Annotated in this window: 16 protein-coding genes; 9 read left to right on the top strand and 7 right to left on the bottom strand. The window is 66.4% G+C overall.

Annotation, left to right across the window (positions count from 1 at the left end; genetic code table 11):
* Together FJY88_05415 and FJY88_05410 are read right to left on the bottom strand one after the other, a co-directional pair.
* The coding region (locus FJY88_05415) for a hypothetical protein (GenBank protein ID MBM3286774.1) at window positions 1-1,404 on the bottom strand (1,404 nt) is incomplete at its 3' end.
* A gap of 70 nt (window positions 1,405-1,474) precedes the next feature.
* Window positions 1,475-1,960, bottom strand: a complete 486-nt coding sequence (locus FJY88_05410) for a hypothetical protein (GenBank protein MBM3286773.1) — start codon at window positions 1,958-1,960, stop codon at window positions 1,475-1,477.
* A 1,084-nt stretch (window positions 1,961-3,044) separates the two neighbouring features.
* Between FJY88_05410 and FJY88_05405 the strand changes: the two genes are divergently transcribed.
* From FJY88_05405 to FJY88_05395, 3 genes are all read left to right on the top strand, one after another.
* Complete coding sequence (locus FJY88_05405) at window positions 3,045-4,286, top strand: NAD-dependent epimerase/dehydratase family protein (protein ID MBM3286772.1); 1,242 nt, start codon at window positions 3,045-3,047, stop codon at window positions 4,284-4,286.
* Window positions 4,247-5,269: a hypothetical protein gene (locus FJY88_05400; GenBank protein ID MBM3286771.1), complete on the top strand. Its 1,023-nt coding sequence runs from the start codon at window positions 4,247-4,249 to the stop codon at window positions 5,267-5,269. Before FJY88_05405 ends, FJY88_05400 begins: the two co-directional genes overlap by 40 nt.
* Before the next feature lie 84 nt (window positions 5,270-5,353).
* Entirely contained in the window at window positions 5,354-7,576 is a 2,223-nt protein-coding gene (locus FJY88_05395) for a hypothetical protein (GenBank protein ID MBM3286770.1), read from the top strand.
* Between the two features lie 77 nt (window positions 7,577-7,653).
* Here the strand turns inward: FJY88_05395 and FJY88_05390 are convergent, their stop codons facing one another.
* Window positions 7,654-8,241 (bottom strand): SagB/ThcOx family dehydrogenase, encoded by a 588-nt coding sequence (locus FJY88_05390; protein ID MBM3286769.1) that lies wholly within the window; start codon window positions 8,239-8,241, stop codon window positions 7,654-7,656.
* A gap of 578 nt (window positions 8,242-8,819) precedes the next feature.
* Here FJY88_05390 and FJY88_05385 point away from each other — a divergent pair.
* Window positions 8,820-9,056, top strand: coding sequence for an amphi-Trp domain-containing protein (locus FJY88_05385; protein ID MBM3286768.1), 237 nt, complete (start codon window positions 8,820-8,822; stop codon window positions 9,054-9,056).
* 183 nt (window positions 9,057-9,239) lie between these two features.
* Here the strand turns inward: FJY88_05385 and FJY88_05380 are convergent, their stop codons facing one another.
* The 3 genes from FJY88_05380 to FJY88_05370 form a co-directional block, all read right to left on the bottom strand.
* A complete protein-coding gene (locus FJY88_05380; protein MBM3286767.1) occupies window positions 9,240-11,120 on the bottom strand; it encodes a hypothetical protein in 1,881 nt (626 codons plus the stop codon).
* A gap of 107 nt (window positions 11,121-11,227) precedes the next feature.
* Entirely contained in the window at window positions 11,228-12,598 is a 1,371-nt protein-coding gene (locus FJY88_05375) for a hypothetical protein (protein MBM3286766.1), read from the bottom strand.
* Window positions 12,599-12,661: 63 nt separating this feature from the next.
* A complete protein-coding gene (locus FJY88_05370; GenBank protein MBM3286765.1) occupies window positions 12,662-13,144 on the bottom strand; it encodes a hypothetical protein in 483 nt (160 codons plus the stop codon).
* A 301-nt stretch (window positions 13,145-13,445) separates the two neighbouring features.
* Between FJY88_05370 and FJY88_05365 the strand changes: the two genes are divergently transcribed.
* Window positions 13,446-15,005 carry a hypothetical protein gene (locus FJY88_05365; GenBank protein ID MBM3286764.1) on the top strand — a complete coding sequence of 520 codons (1,560 nt, stop codon included), beginning with the start codon at window positions 13,446-13,448 and terminating at the stop codon, window positions 15,003-15,005.
* A 121-nt stretch (window positions 15,006-15,126) separates the two neighbouring features.
* On the opposite strand, the gene FJY88_05360 is transcribed toward FJY88_05365, so the two are convergent.
* The gene (locus tag FJY88_05360) at window positions 15,127-18,045 is read right to left on the bottom strand and encodes a M28 family peptidase (protein ID MBM3286763.1); all 2,919 of its coding nucleotides are present in this window, start codon (window positions 18,043-18,045) and stop codon (window positions 15,127-15,129) included.
* Window positions 18,046-18,205: 160 nt separating this feature from the next.
* On the opposite strand from FJY88_05360, the gene FJY88_05355 reads away from it, so the two are divergent.
* The 4 genes from FJY88_05355 to FJY88_05340 form a co-directional block, all read left to right on the top strand.
* Window positions 18,206-19,060: a hypothetical protein gene (locus FJY88_05355; protein MBM3286762.1), complete on the top strand. Its 855-nt coding sequence runs from the start codon at window positions 18,206-18,208 to the stop codon at window positions 19,058-19,060.
* A gap of 21 nt (window positions 19,061-19,081) precedes the next feature.
* Window positions 19,082-19,684: a hypothetical protein gene (locus tag FJY88_05350; protein MBM3286761.1), complete on the top strand. Its 603-nt coding sequence runs from the start codon at window positions 19,082-19,084 to the stop codon at window positions 19,682-19,684.
* Complete coding sequence (locus tag FJY88_05345; protein ID MBM3286760.1) at window positions 19,642-20,754, top strand: histidinol-phosphate transaminase; 1,113 nt, start codon at window positions 19,642-19,644, stop codon at window positions 20,752-20,754. The genes FJY88_05350 and FJY88_05345 overlap by 43 nt, the downstream gene beginning before the upstream one ends.
* Before the next feature lie 63 nt (window positions 20,755-20,817).
* The coding region (locus FJY88_05340; protein ID MBM3286759.1) for a cation transporter at window positions 20,818-21,666 on the top strand (849 nt) is incomplete at its 3' end.

Genomic DNA, 21,666 nt, shown 5'->3' with positions numbered 1-21,666 from the left:
ATTCAGGTTCGGGCGAACCCCCCGGCGCGGTTCGATCATCGGGAGCGGGGTCAAGCCTTTCACGTCATCGCTCTCGGCGCGCAGGCGGTAGATCTGCCGGAAACTCTGAGAGAGGTCGAGGCGCAGATCGTCCTCCATCGCGGCCCGCGCCTCTTTCCAGAATCCGGTCCAGCTCTGCGCCGGCACGATTCCCTGTCCGGCCAGGGTCCGCCGGAGATCTTGAGCGCTCGCCTCGCCGCGCGTCATCCGGAGCGCGCGCACGATCACATCCGCGGGAGACTCCCGCAGGAGGCGCTTCAACGCCTCTGGATCCTCCGATTGGATGACGCGGAGGTCCTCGGGATCCAGGACGCCGAGCGCGCGACGGGCCAAGGTCAGCTTCATCCTGTGATTCTTGCTCTCCTTGAAGTCGAGAACCAATGTGTCGCCGTCATTCAGACGAACACGGCCGATTCCCCAGGATGCGTGGAGGACATAGTAGCCGGGCGCGTACTCGAGCAGGGTCTCGAGCTGCTGGATCGAAGTCTCGGCCTTGATCTGGGGATCGAGCACCCCGGATCGACCCAGGAGATCGAGGATCCCCTCCGCCGCCGGGAATGCCTCCGGCGCCAGCGTGCGAACCCACTTGCGCAGGCCTGCCGTCTCCGGGGCCTTGGCGAAGGCGTGGAGGATGAGCTTCCAGAGATCCCCGATGAGCCCGGTCTTGTTCAGCCCGGGAAGGGTCAGATCGAGGAGCGTGTTGAATCGCGCCCATTGATTCTGGTCGATCAGACGGCGGAGGACATTGAAGATATGCCGCTGATGCTCGACGCTCTCCGACTCGACGACTTTCAGGAGCGCTTCCTCGAGCCGATCGTACTTCTTCAAGGCGACGAACCCCTCGAGGCTCTCCGCCCAGTAGCCCAGCGCATCCTCCGGGTTCCCTTCCGCGGCGGCGCTCTCGCCCATGAGATAGGCGAGCCGCTCCTCGTCGGGGTAGAGGTCATAGACGCGTTTCAGCGTCTCGCGGTCGAGCCCGCCGATCCCGAGCGTCTCGCCGACTTTCGCGAAGGAGCGCGCCGCTTCGACGGTCGGGGCCGCCTCGATGATCTTGGGAAGAAGCGCGGCAAGGGTCTCCCAGCGCGACTCCTGCTCGAGCTTCCCGCAGAGGGAGGCGAGCGTCTTGGCCGCTGCCTCCGTCCGTCCCAGCCTCGCGAGGGCGAAGCCGTGGAGGTAATAGGCCGGCGGCTGCACCGGCTGAATCAAGAGGGCCTCGCCGGAGATCTCGGCGAGGCCCTGCGTCTGGCGGGTTTCTTCAACCGCCTCGATTAGTCGATCAAGTGGTTGAAACGGGTCCGGCATCCCCTCCTGGAAGGAGGAGGCGCTCGCTCTCGCTATCTCGGCTCTCAGGTCGTAAGCTTCCATGATCCCCTTCGTTTGAGGTCGTCAGTTCATCGAGAGTCTATCACATGAAGCCGGACTCCCTGACTGGATCTTAGAAGCGCGCAGGCGCTCCGATCAGCTCCTCGAGCTGGAACCGGTGGCGCATCGGGTGAACGACCGCGTGCTCGAGCATCGCATCGATCGTGTATGGGTGCTTCCAACGCGAGAGATAGCTCGCCGGGCTATCCGCCACCTCCCGCGGCATCCAGGCCATGTGCGTTCTCCACGCTTCGCAGAGGTTGTGGATGTACGAGTTGGCCTCGGCCTCGACCGCATCGGCCTCGGGCGCGGGGGGAACGCCGGGATCAGGCCTCCCGAGCACCTCGCAGATCCAGGTGAGATACCCTCTCGACGCCCGCAGGATGTGGTGCAGCAGAGTCTCCATGCTCTCGTAGTCCGGATCGTCGGTCGCCGGGAGGGCGACTCCCTTCGCCCTGGCCTCTCGCCAGGCCGACGCGAAGGCCCGCAGCTCGCGCTCGTGAAGCGTCACGAGCGCCCTTACACCCCGGTCGCCAAACGCCATTGTCCCTCCGATCATCCCGCGATCGCCTTGGCGGGATCCCTGGACCCCCGGGCCATCGTACCCTGGTCGCCGGCCGCGCCCGGTCGCTCCCGGCCGCCCCCCAACATGCGCCGCTTTCGGGTTGCCGCGTCCGGCGATTCGGACCTATCCTGCGATTCCATGCCGGTGCCTGAGATCGACATCAGAGTAGTGGAAGGGGGACGCGACCTCCACCGCTTCGTCCTTCTCCCCTGGCAGATCTATAGCGGTGACCCGAACTGGGTGCCGCCCCTGATCGGCGAGACGAAGAAGATGCTGAATCCTTCCAAGCATCCCTTCTTCCTTCATGCCGACGTCGCGCTCTTCCTCGCCTGGCGCTCAGGAAAGCCCGTGGGCCGCATCGCGGCGATCGTGAACCGCAACCACAATCTCATCGCCGACGAGAAGACCGGTTTCTTCGGCTTCTTCGAATCGGTCGATGACCCGGTCGTCGCGGGAACGCTCCTCGAGACCGCCTCTCGCTGGGTGGCCGACCGGGGAATGGATCGTCTCCGCGGGCCCGCCAGCTTCTCGACGAACGAGGAGTGCGCGATGCTCGTCGACGGCTTCGACTCCCCTCCCTGCGTGATGATGCCTTACAATCCGCGCTACTACCCGGCGCTCCTCGAAGGGGCCGGTTTCGTCAAGGCGAAGGATATCTATGCCTTCTTCCTCGAGACGAACGAGATCCCCGACCGGATCCTCCGCATAGCGGACGAGATCGCGCGCCGCGAGAACGTCATCGTTCGCTCGCTCGACATGCGGCGGTTCAGCTCCGAGGTGGACCGATTCCGCATCTTGTACAATAACGCCTGGGAGAAGAACTGGGGCTTCGTCCCGATGACCGACGAGGAGATCGCCCACATGGCCGTCTCCTTGAAGCCGGTCGTCGATCCGGACTTCATCATCTTTCTCGAGAAGGAAGGCCAGACGATCGGATGCGCCCTCGCGCTGCCGGATGTCAATCAAGCCCTCAGGCATGTGAACGGCCGCCTCTTCCCCTTCGGTCTTCTCAAGATCCTCTACCACGCGAGGCGGATCAGGCGGATTCGGGTCCTGGCCCTGGGCCTGCTACGCGAGCATCGCGGCAAGGGGCTCGACATCCTTCTCTACCTCCAGCTATTCAAGAACGGATTCCGCAAGAGCTACCATCAGGGAGAGTTCTCCTGGGTGCTGGAGGACAACATCGCGATGTGCCGTCCGCTCGAGCGGATCGGTGCCAAGCTGTACAAGACCTACCGTTTCTACGAGAGGCCCGCGCGCCGCTGAGCGGCGAGGACGGGACCGGCTCGGGGAGGCCGCGGTGAGTCGGGGAATCGCGCTCGTCACGGGCGCCACGGGGTTCGCCGGCAGCCACGTGGTGGACCACCTGCTGGCCGCGGGCCTGTCTGTGAGGGTCCTCGTTCGCTCATCAAGCAATTTGCGCTGGCTGGAGGGAAAGTCAGTCGACCGGATCGAGGCCGATTTGCGAGAGCCGGAGAAGCTGCGACGCGCGGCGGAGGGCGTGGGAGCGGTCTTTCACTTCGGCGGGAGAATCACGGCCCGCACGAGCCGGGAGTTCCATGAAGCGAATGCCGATGGCACGGAGTCGCTGGCGCGCGCCTTCCTCGACGCGGGTCAGGCTGACGGGTCCGGCTTCTTTCTCTACTGCAGCAGCCTTTCCGCGGGCGGCCCGGTCCCCTCGTTCGATCGCGGCCCGGTTCCCCACGTCCGCGAGGACGATCCTCCGAGGCCGGTGAGCCCTTACGGGCAGAGCAAGCTCGATGGAGAGAGGCGGCTTGAGATCCTCGGGGACCGCGCGCGTGTTGTGATCATCCGTCCTCCGGCGATCTACGGCCCGCGGGACGAGGCGATCCTGCGGTTTCTTCGCTGGATCCAGAACGGATGGCTGCTCATGCCGCCGCGGAAGGGGAACCTCTTCAGCTTGATCCACATCCGAGACCTGGCGAGGGCTTCGGTCGAGGCCATGCTCTCGAGCTGCGCCCGCGGCATCTACTATCTGAGTGACGGCGAGCCGCATACATGGCAGAATATCGGCCAGTTGGCGGGCTCGATCCTCGGCGTTCGCCCCCGGTGCATCCGCCTCCCCCTCGTGCCCGCCTATCTGGCCGCACTACTGGGGGAGATCGCGGCGCGTCTCGGGGGCAGGCCTCCCTTGATGAGTCTGGGGAAGATACATGAGTTCCGCCAGCGCGCCTGGGTCTGTCTTCCCGACAAGGCCGGCGCGGAGTTCGGATTCAGGCCCCGCGTAACTGTCCGAGAAGGAATGGAGGAGACGATCAGGTGGTACCAGAGCGTAGGCTGGCTGCGCGCCGCTCGGTAATCCCGATCGAGCACCCCCGCCTGCGCGGCTACACCCCGATGGACATCCTGGCCGCGATCTACCTGACCGTGACGGGGATCATCCTCGCGATCGGCCACGACCGCGTCAACGGGGGCGGCACCTATCTTCTGATCCACCTGGGACTGCTCGCGGCGACGTTGCTGATGCGCTTCGTTCCGCGGCGCGGGCACATCCTGCTGATGTTCTTTCGCGACTCTTACGCCCTCTGGCTTCTCGCCTTCTTCTATCGAGAAGTCGGGGTCTTGGACCGGATCATATGGAGCGGTTTCTTCGACGCGCAGGTGCTGCAGTGGGAGAAGGCTGTCTTCGGCCTCTTCCCCAGCGTCTTCCTGCGCGACTGGATCCCTAGCAGGGCGCTCGACGAGTTCTTGCACTTTTCCTACATAATGTACTACCTTCTTGTCCCGATCGTGGGCTTCTGGCTCTACCTCAAGGGACGGGAAGAGGTCTGCCGGGTTTTCGCGAGCACAATGCTTCTTACCTTCTTCACATGCTATCTCATCTTCATCTTCTTCCCGGTGGCGGGACCGTACTACGTCTTCCCGCGCGAAGCATCGATCTCGGGTTTCTTCCCGCCCCTGGTGCACCGCGTCCTCGAATCGGGCGCGAGCAAGGGCGCGGCGTTCCCCAGTTCTCACGTCGCCGGAGCCGTCGCCGTCTTCTGCGTCACGCTCCGCTTCGAGAGGGAGCTTTCGCTGCTCATGGGAACTCTGGCGCTCGGGATCTTTCTGGGGACCGTCTATGGCGGATTCCACTATGGCGTCGATGCCCTGGCGGGCCTTGCCCTCGGCGTGGTTCTCTCGCTCGTCGGGCCGGCGCTGCACAGCGTCCTGCTGAGGCAGGCTCGACTCTGGCCGCTTAGCATCCGATTCCCGCATCTCTTCGATCCGATCCGGAGGAAACTCTGGGGACTGCGCCCGCGGGATCGCCAGGAGACGCCGGAAGAGAAGACGCGCTACTAGGCAGCCGCTCAAACCCCCGTTCGATGACCTTCTCCAGAAGGACCGCGAGGAGTATGATTGAAGTAGGCTTTGGAGACCTGGAGCATGCATCCCCGCGTCCGCGACATCAACCGCCAGGGACGGCTAACCCATTGGAAGATGGCCGCTTGCGTCATTGCGACCATCCTCTGCTCCGAAGCCGTGCGGGCGGACTGCATCGACTACGGCGACTACCTGCACTGGGTCGCTTCCGTCGACACGCCTTGGGAGTCGTACGGCGTCGATGTGAGTGGGAACTACGCCTATGTGGCCGACAGCCGGTTGGGCGGGCTCCAGATCGTCGACATCTCGGACCCCGCCGCCCCGTTCATCGCCCACTCCGTGGTCATTCCCGGCCGCGCTTACCAGGTTGAGGTCGCCGGCGACTATGCCTACCTGGCCTCAGGCGAAGCGGGGCTCGTGATCGTAAATGTCTCGATACCCACCTCGGCCCATGTCGTTGCCGCATCTCCTCCCCGAGACTACGCCTATGGCTTCACGGTCTCGGGCACGCGCGCCTACCTCGCCGACCGATACAGCGGTCTTCTGATCATCGATGTCTCGAACCCCACGGCCCCATCCAGGCTCGGATTCGTCGACACGCCCGATCTCGCTTTCGATGTCACGGTCCGCGGCAGCTACGCCTACGTCGCCGACGACCACACGGGGATCGTGGTCGTCGATGTCGGCAATCCGGCGGCGCCGCAGATCGTGGGAGGGCTCGACACATTCAATCGCGCCTTCGACTCCGCCGTAAGCGGTGACTACCTGTACATTGCAGATGGGTACATGGGGGTCGTCGTCGCCGAGATCACGAGCCCCACGACCCCGATCCGGATCACGGCGCGGGACACCGGCGGCAACTGCCGCGGGCTCAAGGTCGATGGCGCCTATCTCTACGCGGCTGATGAGGCGAACGGTCTCTACGTCTTCGACATCTCGACGCCGTCGAGCCCGACGAAGATCGGATGGATCGACACGACGAGCCACGCAATCGGAGTCACGGCGCGCGACGACTATGCCTACGTGGCCGCCTGGCAGGGCGGGCTCCAGATCTTCGACATCTCGAACCGCCGCTCTCCCGACATCGTCGGGAGATGGGATGGGCCGGGCGTGCTGCGCTCGGTGACCGTATCGGGAGACCGGGCCTATCTCACGAACTCGGGGCTCAAGCAGCTCTGGGTCGTGGACATAGAGGATCCCGCCTTCCCCGCTCCGCTCGGGGGAACCACGCTTCCCGACACGACGAACGAGGTCGTCGTCCTGGGCGATATCGCCTATGTCGGGGGGGGACCGCTCAGTGGCCTGGTCGTGGTCGATGTCGCTGACCCATCGGCCCCCTCGGTGATCACAAACCTCGATACGCCCCATTCGGCTCACGGGATCGCAGCCGGGAACTCCCACCTGTTCGTCGCCGACGGCCCGGGAGGAGATCTCTTGATCGTGGGCGGCACGCTTCCGGCGGCGCCGCAGATCGTGGGGACCGCGAGTCTGCCCGACAGCGGCTTCGCGCACTCGGTGGCCGTGTCCGATCGTTACGCCTATGTGGCGGACGGCCCCGCGGGGCTGCAGGTCGTCGATGCGCTCAGTCCGGCCAATCCTGTCGTCGTCGGCGCCATCGGGATCGCTGGACGCGCCCGGTCCGTCGCCGTGCGCGATGGGCTGGCCTATGTCACCGATGACACCTACGGGGGATTGCACGTGATCGATGTGTCAGATCCGGCGTCTCCAGCGATGCGTGGATACGCGCCGACGCCCGACCCTTCTCTCGGAGTGGTTCTGGATGGCCACTACGCCTACCTGGCCGGGAAGAACGCGGGGCTGCAGGTGGTGAACATCGCTGATCCCGACTCGCCTTTCCTCGTGGGAGGAGTAGGGGGCATAGATGTCTCCCTTGGACTGGCCGCGAACGAGTCCCATGTCTTCCTCGCCGATGGGTACGCGGGGCTCCTCACAGTGCCGACCCAGTGCCCTGCCGCGGCGGGGATGTTCGGCGACCCGGAGCCAGCGACCAGAATCGAGATGCTGTCGGTTTGGCCGAATCCGTCCGATGGGGGAACGAGCTTGCGGCTCGAGGTGGCAGCGCCGGGTCCCGTGCGCCTTGCGATCTACGACGCGGCGGGCCGGCTGATTCGCGAGCTCGCGAATGAGCGCATGTCTGCGGGCGCCCGCGTCGTCCGCTGGGATGGAATGGACGGAAGCGGGCGGCAAGCGCCGGCGGGCGCCTACTTCGCGCGAGCTGCCGCCGGTGGGCGCGCAGCCGGAGAGCGGATCGTGGTGGCTCGGTAGTGTCTCGCCTCCTGAAACAGACCTAGCGCCTTCTCCCGGCCCCGCAGATTCGCGCAGCGCCGGTCCGCCCCACGACCCTACCGCGGCGCGCCAATCGGGACGAGATAGAGGGGCATCTCGCCGTTCGGGAGGTTGAGCTCACGCCGCAAGGCCTCGTCCGAGAAAGCCCCGATCGGCACGCCCGCCAGACCGAGGGCGGTCGCCTGCAGCAGCAGGTTCTGAGCGGCGTGCCCGGCCTCGAGCCAGATGTACCGCTCGGCCCGGTCGCCGTACTTGACCCTGGTTCTCTCCGCAACGCCGGTGATGATGAAGATCGCCGGCGCGGCGGAGACCGAGGGCTGGCTCAGCGCCGCGCGCGAGAGGCGGGATCGCAGGTCACCCGAGAGGCGAGGCTCCAGGAGGTGCCCTGCCGGCAGGTGATGGCCCACACCCTCGGCTGTGGCGACGTATATCTCGAGCGGGTAGAGCGCCCCGGCCGACGGCGCGGTCCGGCGCCCATCAGTGCTGGTCACGCCCTGGGCCGCCCAGAGGAGCTGAGAGATCTCGGCCGCTGTCAACGGCCGCTCCGCGAACTCGCGCACCGATCGCCGTCGCGCCAGGGCCGTCTCGACGCTGACTGCGCCGGAATCAAGCGGAGTCGGCAGCGGCGTAGTCCCTTCGCGCATCACACGGTCGAGCAGAGGGGGCTGGACGACGGGCTGAGCCGCTGCGGCCGGCCCGGTCGCTGTCAACCCGCGAGCGTCCCCGGTCGCCGCGATCGCCGCCGTGGACAATGCGACCATCCAGATCCCCGTGGCGGTAGCGACCGCCATCCTGCGCGCCAGAAGCATGACAGTTTCCCTCCCTTGCGGCGGCTGTTCTCACACCTGGCCGCCGCACGGTGCTATTCTATCCGCCGCCACCGCGAGGCTTCCACCGGGCCCGAGGACCGTGCCACCCGTCACCTCCTCGCCCGCGGGGCCTCTGTGCGGCGGGCCATAGCCCCCCGCGAGAGGCCTGCTACAATGTGACGCGCCCACTGTCTTGCCTCGTTCTCAGAGAACCGACACCTGGAGGGATCGATGAGGCTCCTGCTCGCGGCTGTCCTGATCCTGCTCTCGACTACGACCTGCATGGACGCGAGGTCCAGCGCCTCGAGGGTGGGGTTCTCGCGGCCGCATTCCCTGTGAGAAGATCCGGACATCGGTCTCGACACCGGACGGGGACTTCCAAGAACCAACTCTGAGGAGACGGAGCCCACAACATGGCAGCACCACTAAAGAAGGCGAAGAGAGACATCGAGAAGGACTATCCCCCGAAGCAGTTCGCGACGAAGCTACGCCGCCTGGCCGATTGCATCGAGCAAGGCAAACGCTTCCGGCTGCAGGTGGCCGGGGAGCGGATCTCCATCCCTCCCACAGCAACGATCAACATCGAGCACGAGCGCGGCGGGTCGGAGGAGGAGGTCGAGTTTCAGCTCAAGTGGTCTCTGAGCAAGTAGTTCACGACGCCAGCCGCCGTCGTGAAGTGGACTCTGGAGCTGCTTGATCTCATCAGAGACGCTCGCCTCGCGCGTCTGGTCGGCCCGGCTTGGTCCCGGGGGCGCCAGGCCACGCGGCGCGTCTGACAAAGCCTGACCCACATCCGATGACGCGGGGCTGCCCCTGGACTCCGCGCCCGATTGCTACCTCGCCAGCAGCAATCTCATCTGGCCGCGGCAGCCCGGCAACCTGAGGCGGGAGAAGTAGACGCCGGTCGGGACAGGTCGCCCTGACTGGTCCCGGCCGTCCCAGACCGCCGTGTGGTCCCCCTCGGAGATCGGGCCGATCGGGATCGCTCGCACCATTCGTCCGCCAGGATCATGAATCGCCAGCTCCCCCGGCCCGGGAATCTCCATCCGATATCTCAGCGTCGTCCCGGAGGTAAACGGATTGGGCAGCGCCGCGAGGATCCGACACCGGTCGGGAGGACCGCCCTCCTGCTCGAGCGCCGACGCGCATCGCCGGACCGCCGCGTAGGCGTCGATGGTTCCCCAACCGTATGCGTTGTCTTCGCCGGGTTCGCCTCCGTCGCGGGCCGTCTCCATCAGGATCTGCTTGATCGAATCGACCTCGAGATCGGGATCGGCCGAGCGCAAGAGCGCGACGACCCCGCCCACATGGGCGGTCGCCATCGCGTTCCCGCTCCATATCTGATAAGTGCCGCCGGGGTAGCTCGAGTAGATCTCGACGCCCGGGGCAGCCACCTCGGGCTTGATCCTGAGAGGATCGGCGACCGGACATCCGCTCGGACCGCGGCTCGAGAAGAAAGTGATGGGATAGGGGAACTCCGAGTGCGCCGCATCGACGGAGCCCACCGAGAACGCATTGTACACGCTGGTCGCGCGATCGGCGGGCGAGCGGATGGTCCCCGTCCCTGGCCCGTCCCCCCCGGCGGTCCAGACCAGGACGATGCCCGCGGCCTCGCAGTTGTCGATCGCCGGCCACCAGCGACTGTCGCAATCGGTGTATCGCCCGAACGCCTCACTGACGCCCCAGGCGTTCACGAGCACGTCGGGAACGTCATCGACCGTGTTGACGTCGCCATCGGGGTCGGCGAACCACTGAAGGCACTCGAAGACATCGAAGTCGAAGTCGGATCCGATAGGCTGGCTGATCGCGTTGGCCGCGATCCATTGAGCGGCCCACGCGACGCCGATCGTGTCCCCGGTCGCCGCCCCCAGACCCGCCGCCGTGCCCAAGACATGCGTGCCGTGCCCGGATCCGTCGTCGTTGGGATACTCGCTCGGAACCCCGACGACGTCATGCCAGCACTCCTGCCATGGATGCCCCGCATTTCCCCGCCACCGGCCGCTGAGCGCGGGATGATGGCCGTCGACTCCCGTGTCGAGGATTCCGATGAGCGCGCCTGCGCCGTTGATGCCGAGCTCGCGCCAGACCCTGTCCGCGTTGATCGCCCGCAGTCCCTGGGACACGCCGATTCCCCGAGAGTCGCTTCCGATCGCGAGCGGCTCGAGCTCTCCTTCGGCCGCGCCGGGAGGGTGCGGCGTGATCCGATCCTGAACGGGTCGCAACCCGGGCGCGACGGCCGCTATGTCCGTACGGCCGGCCAGGTCCTCGATCGTCGCGCGAGGCGCGCGCACGACGACCAGGTTCGTGACCCAGTAGGCCGCGTAGTCGATCGCTTCGCCGCGCGCGGCAAGCCTGTCCAACTCCATGAGGAGCGGCCCCTGGCTTGCCCGCGCCGTTGCCTGGAGCGCCTGGACGACACTGCGATGCCGCTCTCGTCGCGTCGCGCGGGAGCGCTTGAGCTCGGCGTCCAGAGCGGGGATGTCGGCCTGCTCGTGAAGGAAGAAGAGCGCGTTGATGTGATCGGAGGGCGCGAGAGCGGACAGCTCCGCTTGAAGCACAGGTTCGATCACGCCCGCGCGCGCCGCGCTGAGAGGGCGGTGAGCGAAGAGCCCTTCGATGATGAGCGCCAGAACGGCAAGGATCGACGCGCTGCGGAGGCCCTGGGTCTTCTTCGGAAACAACCTCCCCGCACTCGAGCCTTGCGCAACCGACATCGGAGCACCTCCTCAAGTGGCGCGACGCCCCCGGGCCAGATGAGCGCATCCACCATACACCGGCATGAAGGCAAGGAGAAGCGATATGGGCGGAAGCGGCGCGCCTTTCAGCGTATCCGCACGAGGCGTCCGCGGAACGCCCCGCCGTCGCCATCCGCATCGAGGAAGTAGGTCCCGGCGCCAACATCTCGTCCCATCTCGTCCTTCCCGTCCCAGTGGACGACACCGTCGCCCGCCTTCCCCGGGGTGAAGGCCAGCCTGCGGACGAGCCTGCCGTCCGCGTCGCAGATCAGGATCCGGGCAATCCCCCCATCGCGCGAAGCGGCCGGAGCGCGAATCGACGCCGCGTTCGAGAAGGGATTCGGGAAGACCTGGAGACGGTCTGCCTCCTCCCCGCCCGAGGTCGGGAGCCAATCGGCAGAGGCAAGCTGTCGCGAGAACTCGATTCCGATCGACCACATCCCATCGGTGTCCATGCCATCGACGGCGGCCATCCAGCGATCCTCCACCCACCACGGATCGCAGTGGTGCATCCCCAGCTCGTTCCAGCCCGACCCGCTCGGGCCCAGGATCGGGCTTGCGGGGATCTCGTGTTCGACATAGGTCGTCGGCGTCATGGCATCGACCTCGAACGCCCTCACCGACCGCCTCCCGGGGACGCTCGCGTTCTGTGCAAGGCGGATCACGCGATCCGGGTAGAAGACGACGAAGCGGCCGGCGGGTCTCGCCTTCGCGTTGTTGTTGGGGACGATCGGGCTCATCGGGTGCTCGGTCCAGCCGCTCAGGAGCTGGTCCGAGTAGAAGAGATGGCATGCGGCGCTGCCGCTGATCCCGGCGAAGAGCCACCATCTCCCCTGGTATCGTACGATCACCGGATCGACATAGTGCCTTCCGCTCAGGATCGTCGCGACGGGGGTCCATCCGTACGGGAAGCTCGTCGCCTCGAAGATCTCGATGTCGTCATCCGCCCCGCTCTCCGGGACCATGTAGAAGCGGCCTTGATGCTGGAACACGAACGGGAAGGAGTAGTTCACGCCCCCGCCGAGGACGACTCCCTGGTATGTCCAGTCCAGCCCGTCGAGACTCGTCGCGAGGGAGATCCGCCGATCGATGGTCGTATGGATCTCGAAGAACATGTACCAGGTGGACTCCACCTTCATCAGGAACGGGTCAGCGACGAAGTAGGCGTAGACATCGGTGACGTCGATCGCCGTGAGGACCGGATTCGGGACTCCTTGGCCATTGATCGGAAACGGCTCGTAAGGAACCGCCGACCAGTCGGGATGGAGATGGCCGGGGATGTCTGCGCCCCGCGCGGCCCCGCAGGCGAGGGCCAGGCAGGCGGCCAGGCAGGCGACCAGACAGACGGTCAGGCCGGGGACGACGCCGGTCGCGCGGACCGCGGCGGTCCGGGGTCGGCCGGAGTCGAAGGCACGGACCGGACGGGTGCCGGTCGAACCGGGAAGGGGACCAGGCAAGTTGCACCTCTCAAGAAGCGGCCCTTGTCCAATTGTAGCCTGATTCCCGGCCGGCGCCTAGCCCTACTGCTTGTAGCCGATCTTCCTCAGGAAGGCGTGGCGCTCCCGCTGATCGGCTTCCCCTTCCACCCCCCTCGGCTTCAGGCCGTCGATCACGCCCATGATGCCCCGCCCCTGGCCGTCGTCGGCGACGATGACCGAAACCGGATTGGCTGTCGCGCAGAAGATCCCGCAGATCTCCGGAACCGCCCGAAGCGCGCCCAGGACATTGACGGGCCATGCGATGCGCATGATCACGATGAAGGTGTGCCCCGCGGCGATCCTAAGGGCGTTCGCGACCGCCATCTCCTCTAGCTCCCGGTCGGTCCCCGTGTGGCGGATCAGGCAGGGGCCGGAACTCTCGCAGAACGCGACTCCGAACTTGACCCCCGGGACGCTGTTGACCATCGCCTCGTAGACGTCCTCGACGGTCTTGATGAAGTGCGACTGCCCGATGACGACATTCGTGTCCTCGGGTCTCTCTACGGTGACGGTTTGAAACTCCATCTCAGCACCTCGCAATCGATCCTCGCGATCGATCCGGTTACGCTCGTCCTCTGCGCGCGGCCGCGCTCCACGACTCGCGACCGGCCGCGACAGGCCTGGAACGCCAGCGGTCTGGGCGCCCCGTGGGAGACGCGGATCATATTACATCAGCGACCCGTCCGTTTCCCCCCGGCCGCTGCGAACGCATCGCCCCCATGCCCGAGCCTCCTCTGACCTGAAAGAGCTCACTCCCTGAACGCGCTCACTCCCATGATGCGCCCACTCCCCGGATGGGCTAGAATCAGGTAGCCAAGGGCGACCCATGGGAACCACATCGGAATGCAGAAGGATCCTGTCCTGGATCGCGGCCGCCGCGGCCCTGGCTCTGCTTCCCATCTCCGTCTCCTCCGCCCCCGATCCGCGCTACGTCTCCTGTGGCGAGATCGACTCGCTCTTCTCCCACTGGGAGGCGGTTCATCCCGCCATCTTCCACAGAGAGGTCATCGGTCACAGCGGAGTGCTCGGGCTGCCGATCTGGGCGGCCAGGATCTCCGACAACGCGGGCGTCCACGAAGAGGAACCGGTGATCGTCTTCAACGCCGCGCAGCACGCCAATGAGGCCAACGGCACGAATGCGATCATCTGGATGATGGACCGCCTTCTCGACCGCTACTCCAAGGACCCCGTCATCGCGTCGTACGTCAACGCGCTGGAGATCTGGTTCGTTCCCATCGTCAACGTCGACGGACACACGATGGTCTTCAGCGAGGCGCCCGATTGGAGGCTGTGGAGAAAAAACCTCCGCGACAACGATGACAACGCGGCATTCACATGTCCCGAGGACGGAGTCGATCTCAACCGCAACTGGGACTTCCGGTGGGAGGAGGACGATTCCACTTCCACGTCGAGCTACTACTACAAGGGGCCCGGGGCTTTCTCCGAGCAGGAAGTCGTCGCTCTCCGCGACCTGATCTGGCGAGAGCGTCCCGCCCTGACGATGGACTACCACTCCCCCTTCACGACGGGACCGGGCAATGTCATCTACTGGCCGTGGCGAAACAGCGCGAACGGCCGCTACGGACCTGACTCCGCCGCTTACAGGGCGATCAGCCAGAATCTGGCGCTCCACACGCGCGCGGAGGCGGACAGCCTCCGTTACAACGGCAACACCCCGTCCCGCAACGTGCTTCCCAAACAGCAGAACTGGGTCTATGCGAACACCGGCGCGTGCGCCCTGCTGATGGAGATCGCCCTGACCCCCTGGTGGGAAGGGAAGATGGTCGACACGGTCGCCGCGCGCGTCGGCAGGGGAAGCATGTATCTTCTCGCCCGCGCCGCCGCGGGGCCCGGACTTGCCGGCAAGGTGACCGACCAGGAGACGGGACTTCCCCTCGTGGCGGAGGTTCGCATCGAGGAGGCGCACGATCCCGCGGTCGGCCCCCGGCTGACCGATCCGAGATCCGGAGGCTTCTGGCGGCTGATGCAGCTCGGAGACTTCACCATGACGGTCCGCGCGGACGGATACTACCAGGTCACCCGCCCGGTCCAGGTCTCGGTGGGATGGACCCACGCGAACACGGAGCTCCGCAGGATGGATCCCGCCTTCGCCGACGCGATGCGCCCCTCCCCCGCGCAAAGGCTGTGGACGACGCAGCCCCATCGTCCCGGGGAGCCGATCTACTACCGGGTCGATCGACCCGGACCCGTTCGTCTCGATCTCCTGGAGGCGAGCGGGCGCAGAGTTCTGACGCTGACAGAGGGCGTGAGACCCGCCGGAGTCGCAGCGGCTTCCATCGATCGAAGGCTCGCGCCGGGCGTCTACTTCCTGCGTCTGGACACCGTGGGCGCCACTACGACCAGCAAGCTCGTGACGGCGCGGTAGAGCAAGGTTCCGCCCGCTGCGTGCCCACGCAACCGGCGCCAAGTGTCCCGAGCAGCGAAGCGGGCAGGCCTCGGTGCACTCGCACCGCGCCTGCCCGCTTCCTAGAGGCAGTCACCGCCGTCTATCGCAGAATCGTCACCCGCTTGTTGATCTCGCGTCCCTCGGCAACCAGCTTGTAGAAATAGAGGCCCGGGCCCACGCGCTTGCCCGCGTCGTTTCGCCCATCCCAGACGATCTCGTGAGGGCCCGCCGTGTAGCCGCCATCGGCAAGCGTGCGGACGAGCCGCCCGTCGACGCCGAAGACGCGCACGAGCGCATGCCCGTCCCTCGGGAGCGCGAAGGCGATCGTCGCTCCCCCGATCGCCGGATTCGGACGCGCCTCGCCAAGACTCAACGTGAAGCGCGCTTCCGCATCCGGAGCATTCACCGGGCTCAGCGTGCCATCGATCTCGAAGTCGTCCACGGCCGCCTCCACCAGCGAACCTCCGGCGCCCACATCGCTCGCCACGAAGCGGAAGACGACCTGAGATGTGGGAGTGATGTAGCTGCTCAGGACGAACGACTTCTGCTGCCAGCTGTTGGCGGACACGGTCGTCCTCTCGAGGTCGACCCACGAGGTCCCGCCGTTGCTCGACACCTGAACCAGCCAGGTGTCCTCGTTGGGATTGTTCCCGAGGTTGTTCGTGTACCAGCGCCAGTAGGTGACCCGAGGGTTGACCACATTCAGGAGATTGAAGACGGGGCTCGTGAGCGTCGTCTTCCCGCCATCCACGTCGGCCTCGCCCGCGCTCCCTCCCACCTGACCCTGGCCGGTCACGAAGCAGATCGTCCCGGGCGCCGGGGTGTGATCGTCCTCCGGCTGGACCTGCTGGCCGCTCTGCTGGGTTCCGTTCGGGTCGACCCGGACCCACCGGCCGGTTGTCGCGTTGTCGTCAGGGACCGACAGCGACCAACCTGCGTCCGCTTCGACTTCGTCCACGAAGAAGCTGCCGACGCGGATCTCGAAGCTGGTCTGCGTCGTGTAGCCGCTGCCCGCGGTGATCGAAAGCGTCATCGCAAGGTCCTCGCCGTCGACGGCCAGCGCCGAGACGGCGACGCGGTAGCCCGGCGCGAGGACTCCCTGGCCGCCGGAGGGGATCAGCGCCGCCGTGGCGCTCTCATCGATGATCGTCAAGCGCCCGCTGGTCGTGGACATCAAAGCGACGACGCTCGCGGCCTCCTGCCCGCCGGTGTTTGCCAGTGTCACCGGCAGGACAAGAACCTCGCCGGGATCGGCAACGCCATTGCCGTTCCCATGAGTCGCGTCATCCACGACATGCGAGCGGTATGCGAGGAAAGGCGCCGCCACCTGGAGCGAGAAGGTCAGAGGATGGTCGCCCGTCTGGTCGGTCATCGTCAGGGTGAAGTCGAGGTCCTCCCCATCCGGCGCATCCCCCGCGACCTGGAAGCGGAACTGAGTCAGATTCTGGCCCTGGCCGCTCGGCGGAATGTCGTTCCAGGCCGAGACGGTGTCGATCGCGGCCGCGTAGGAGCTGGCCGGATGGAGGACGCCGCTCACCCCCGTCGCCGCGGAGAGCCCGAGATTCCGCACCGTCGTGGTGAGCTGGATCGTCTCGCCCGGGTTCGGGATGCCGTCGCCGTTGCCGCTCGAGCCGCCCAGATTGTCGTCATCCACGACGACGCTTCCCATCGCCAGGAACGGCCCCGCGGGAGCGAACGGAACGGCCGTCATCGCGACCGCCGCGAGGTTCGCCCGCGCGCAGTAGGTGCAGTAGTCCTGCGGGTAGCGCTCAATCCGATCGTTGCACGTGTGATACCAGGGGCAGAAGTCGCTTCCCCACGCCTCGTCCTCGATCGAGCAGATCGCGCGGTATCCCTTGGACCAGAAGGAGGCGTGATCGCTCCCGCTGAGGGCCTCCACGTGGACGATCGGCTCGAGCGCGTTGGGGACGTACATGCTGATCGCGTTGGTCATCGTCGTGGCGAGCGCCTGCGATGCGGTGTTGGTATAGATCACGAGGTCCGGCAGCCCCGTGTCGGTGCCCCGGTAGGCGATCATGTCGCAATTGAACGCCGCGATGACGTTCTCGCCGGCGTTCGAGATGTCATTGCAATAGGCGGCCGAGCCCAGGAGCCCTTGCTCCTCGCCGTTGAACGCAGCGAACTTGATGGTGTACTGGAACTGGTACTGGCTCATGATCCGCGCCGCCTCGAGGACGGCGACCGTGCCGCTCGCGTTGTCGTCCGCGCCGGGGGCGCAGACCGTCGGCGTGTCGCTGATCGAGTCCATGTGGCCGCAGATGTAGACGACCTGCGTCGAGTCGACGTACCCGGGCAGCGTCGCGATGACGTTCCTCCTCTGGCCGCTCTGCTGGTAGTAGTGGAACTCGGCCCTCAGCCCATAGGACCGGAACTGGTCGAGGATCCACTGCGTGGCGAGTTCGCTCTGGGGCGCCAAGGTGTAGCGCGTCTCGAAGTCGTCGAGCGGCTGCCAGGAAGCGACGAAGCTCGTCTGGGTAAGCTCGTTCACCATCTGCTGGATCAGCGGGTCGTTCAGCTTCTGCGCAGGCGGCGCATCCACGCGCCTCGCGAGCGGGCGCGGCTCGTCAGGTATCCGGACGGGCTGCTTCAGTCCCTGGAGGGCAGACCGAGACGAAGCCGTCAGCATCGGCGTGGCGCCGTCGGTCGCCAGAAAGACCTCATGACCGGACCGGTGGAGCACGCGGGCGGGCGGCTCGAACTCGGCGATGCGCCCATCCTCGACCAGGTAGACCCAGCAGGTCTCCCCGGGGGCCAGGGCGATCGGAACGGCTCCAAGATCCTCGACGGCTGAGACCTTGGCGGCATCGATGTCGACAAGGAATCCCGAGAGCCCCTCGAAGCGGATTCCGCCAAAGTCCGCGGCCCGCTCCACACCCACGTCCGCGGGAACCAGGTAGGGCGCCGCCCCCGTCTGGCCCACGGCGACCCCGAGGGCGAAGAGGACCAGGATCAGAGCGACACCACAGAGATGGGCGGGCGCGAAGGACCTCGAGGACATCGTTTCCTCCTTCGTTGCGAGGGGATTGCGCAGGCCTGGCCGGAGCCGATTCCGGTATGACACGTCTGTCTATCATTATAGCAGTTCATGAGGTTGCGAACCAGCGTCTGGTGCCGCCACCCCCCGGGACGCTACTCTCACCAAAGGAGGGCGCGCGACGATGAACATGCTTCAGGCCTTGACCCTGGCCGCGATCGCGGCGGGCGCGGCGGATGTCGGCTCACTGCTTCGGAGCCTCGATCCGCCTGATGGCTTCGTGATGGACGGCGAGGTGGCCGTCTATCCCGCCGACCGGCTGTGGGACTACATCAACGGCGGCGCGGACGCCTATCTGCGCAACGGCGTCCTCGAGACGGCCGCCCTCTCCATCCGTCGCCCGTCGGAAAGTCTGCCGTCGATCACCATCGATCTTCACAGGATGAGCGCCTCGAACGGAGCCGAGGCGATCTTCGGGGAAGAGAAGAGCCCGACGGCGGAGAGCCTGAAGCTCGGCTCCGGTGGGGCCTGGCAAAGCGGCCTTCTCTCCTTCTGGGACGGACCCTACTATGCCCGGATCGTCACGCAGACGACGCGCGACTCCACGCTCGCGTGCGCGGAGGCGCTCGCGCGGCTGCTGCCGACCAGGCTCGAGCCGATGCCGATCTTCAGGCTCTTCCCTCACGGAGAACGGGTCTCGGACAGCGAGACGCGCAGCGTGAAGCCGTATCTCGGCATCCACGGGATGACCGATGTCTACTCGATGCGCTTCCGAGACTCGGCGGGCGAGTACGAGCTACTTCTGCGCAAGAACCGCCCGCCGCTCACGGAGAAGAACGTCGAGAAGCTGGGGAAGATCGCCTCGATGCCGACCCGCGACAGTCCGATCCAGAAGATCGATCTCGAGGACGGCCGTGTCCTCCTCCTCTTCTATATCAAGATGTGCCCCTATATGGCGGGTTACCTGGGACCGAAGCCCGATCAGAGCCGCATCGCCCTCCTCGGCCAGTGGGTCGAGGGCCTTCCCAAGCGCGAATAGGAACCGGCCGAGTTCGCTCCGATGGGAGAGACGATCGGGGAACCCGGCGTCCATCCGCCCGACTCCAAAGGGGGCATGTCGAGGCGACGCCTGCCTGCGTTGTTTCCGGCCGGCAACCGAGTCGCTCTCTTGCCGCTGGTCGGCCTGATCCCATCGTTTCTTCTCGCAACCTACGCCCTCACCCTTCCCTGGGCGTGCGGCCGGGCATTCATCGTATGGAGGATCTCGCGCAGTCCGGGGGCCGCGCTCTTGCTCTCGATCTCCCTCGCCGGGATGGTCGCGGCGAGCCTTGCGGTCGCCATCCGCGGGAGGAGGCGACGGCTCGCCGGCGCCGTCCACCTGGCCATGGGGGTCCTCATGTGCGGGGTTGCCTACGCGGCCTTCGCGATGGTCCGCGATGCCGGCATGAAACTCCTGTTTGTGCCGGTGGTGTCGATCAGGCCCGGCGCCGGACTCCGCCTCTTCCTGCTCGCCGCCCTGCTCGTCCTCGCGCTCGGCGCGCTGGAGCTTCTCATCCCCGCCCTTGAACGGCGCCGCTCCCGGCGGGATAATCGCCGGCGGTTCATGGAGGAAGGAACGCCATGCTTAGAGGACCGGAGATCCCCGACTACGTCCGCGGAATGATGGTCTACGTCCCGGGCAAGCCGATCGAGGAGGTCCGCCGGGAGCTGGGGATCAAGGACGAGATCATCAAGCTCGCATCGAACGAGAATCCCCTGGGGCCCTCGCCCCTGGCTCTGGAGGCGATGCGCCGGGCGCTGCCCGAGCTGCATCGATACCCGGACGGCGGCGGCTTCTACCTGAGGAAGGCGATCGCGGAGCGGTTCAAGCTCGGCATGGAGCGGGTGATTCTCGGAAACGGATCGACCGACATCATCGAGATGATCGCCCGCGCCCATCTGGCCGACGGAGACGAGGCGGTCTTCTCGCAGCAATCGTTCGTGATGTACCCGATCGCCGTCGCCTCGGTCAACGGCCGGGGCGTCGCGGTGCCCGCCACGGCCGACCGCCGGCACGATCTCGACGCCATGGCCGCGGCGATCGGGCCGAAGACGAAGCTCGTCTACATCGCGAATCCGTCCAATCCGACCGGCACCTATGTCACCAGGACCGAGATGGATCGCTTCCTCGATCGAATCCCCGAGAACGTCCTCGTCGCGGTCGACGAGGCCTATCACGAGTATGTCGAGCCGGGCGACTATCCGGATTGCCTCGATGACGTGCGCGCGGGGCGCAACGTGATCGTGCTGCGGACCTTCTCGAAGATCTACGGCCTTGCCGGGATCCGCGCGGGGTACGCCTTCGCGAGCGAGGAGACCATCGCGAATCTCAACCAGATCCGCTCCCCCTTCAACATCTCTCATCTCGCCCAGGTCGCGGGGCTCGCCGCGCTCGAGGACGAGCCCTGGGCGGCCCGATGCCGCGCTCAAAATATCGCCGAGCTCGCGTTTCTTCACGCGGAGCTGGGACGGAGGAAGATCGCGCACACACCGTCGGTGGCGAACTTCATCCTGATCGAGCCCGGCCGAGACATCCAGCCACTCTTCCTCGATCTCCAGAAGAGGGGGGTGATCATCCGCCCGATGGGCGGCCCCGGTCTCGCCAACTGCGCGCGCGTCACGGTCGGCACGCGCGCCGAGAACATCCGCCTCCTCCAGGCGCTCGACGATCTGCTCGCGGCGGACAGGAAGTGACCCACCCGTGAGAGCCGCGGGGCGTCTCGGCTCCATCGTCCCGCGGGACGGAGGATCCCCGTCGTGCGCCTAGAACGCGCGGACCGCGCCCGCCTCGCAGCCGGTTTGGCCTCCCTCTGCGTCGGCGCGATCCTCATGGCGGCCAAGTTCGCGGCCTTCAAGATGACCGGCTCCTCCGCCATCTTCTCGGACGCGCTGGAGAGCATCGTGAATGTCCTGGCCGCGGCCTTCGCCGTCGGGAGCATCCTCTTCGCCGGCCGGCCGGCCGACCGCGGCCACCCCTACGGCCACGGCAAGATCGAGTTCTTCTCGGCCGCCTTCGAGGGGGGACTGATCGCCTTCGCGGCCGTCCTGATCGCGTACAAGGCCACAGAGAGCCTGATTCACAGCGCCCCCGTGCAGAAGGTCGACCTCGGCATCCTCATCACGGTCGCGGCCGGCGTCGCGAACATGTTCCTCGGCCTCTTCCTGATTCGCGCCGGCAGGAAGACGAACTCGCTGATCCTGACGGCGGACGGGCAGCACGTGCTCTCGGACTTCTACACGACGATCGGAGTGGTGATCGGTCTTGTTCTGGTGCGTTTGACCGGGATCGCCTGGCTCGATCCGCTCGTGGCCTACGCGATCGCGATCCACCTCGCCCGCACGGGCTTCCTCATGGTCCGCCACTCCGCCCGCGCCCTTCTGGACGAGGAGGATTCGGGTCTGCTCGGCCGCATCCTCGAGGCGGGCGAGGCGGTCCGCGCGCCGGGGATCATTCGCCTGCACCACCTGCGGGCGATCCGCGCGGGACGATTCACGCACGTCGATGCTCACATCGTCGTTCCCGAGTTCTGGTCGGTGGAGGAGGCCCACGAGCGCACCGACGCCTTCGAGCGGCGGCTCCTCGATGAGTGTCGGATCGAGGGCGAG

The organism is Candidatus Eisenbacteria bacterium, assembly GCA_016867495.1.
Lineage (GTDB): Bacteria > Eisenbacteria > RBG-16-71-46 > CAIMUX01 > VGJL01 > VGJL01.
Note: the sequence above shows the minus strand (reverse complement) of the source record. Positions and strands in the feature narration are given on the sequence as shown.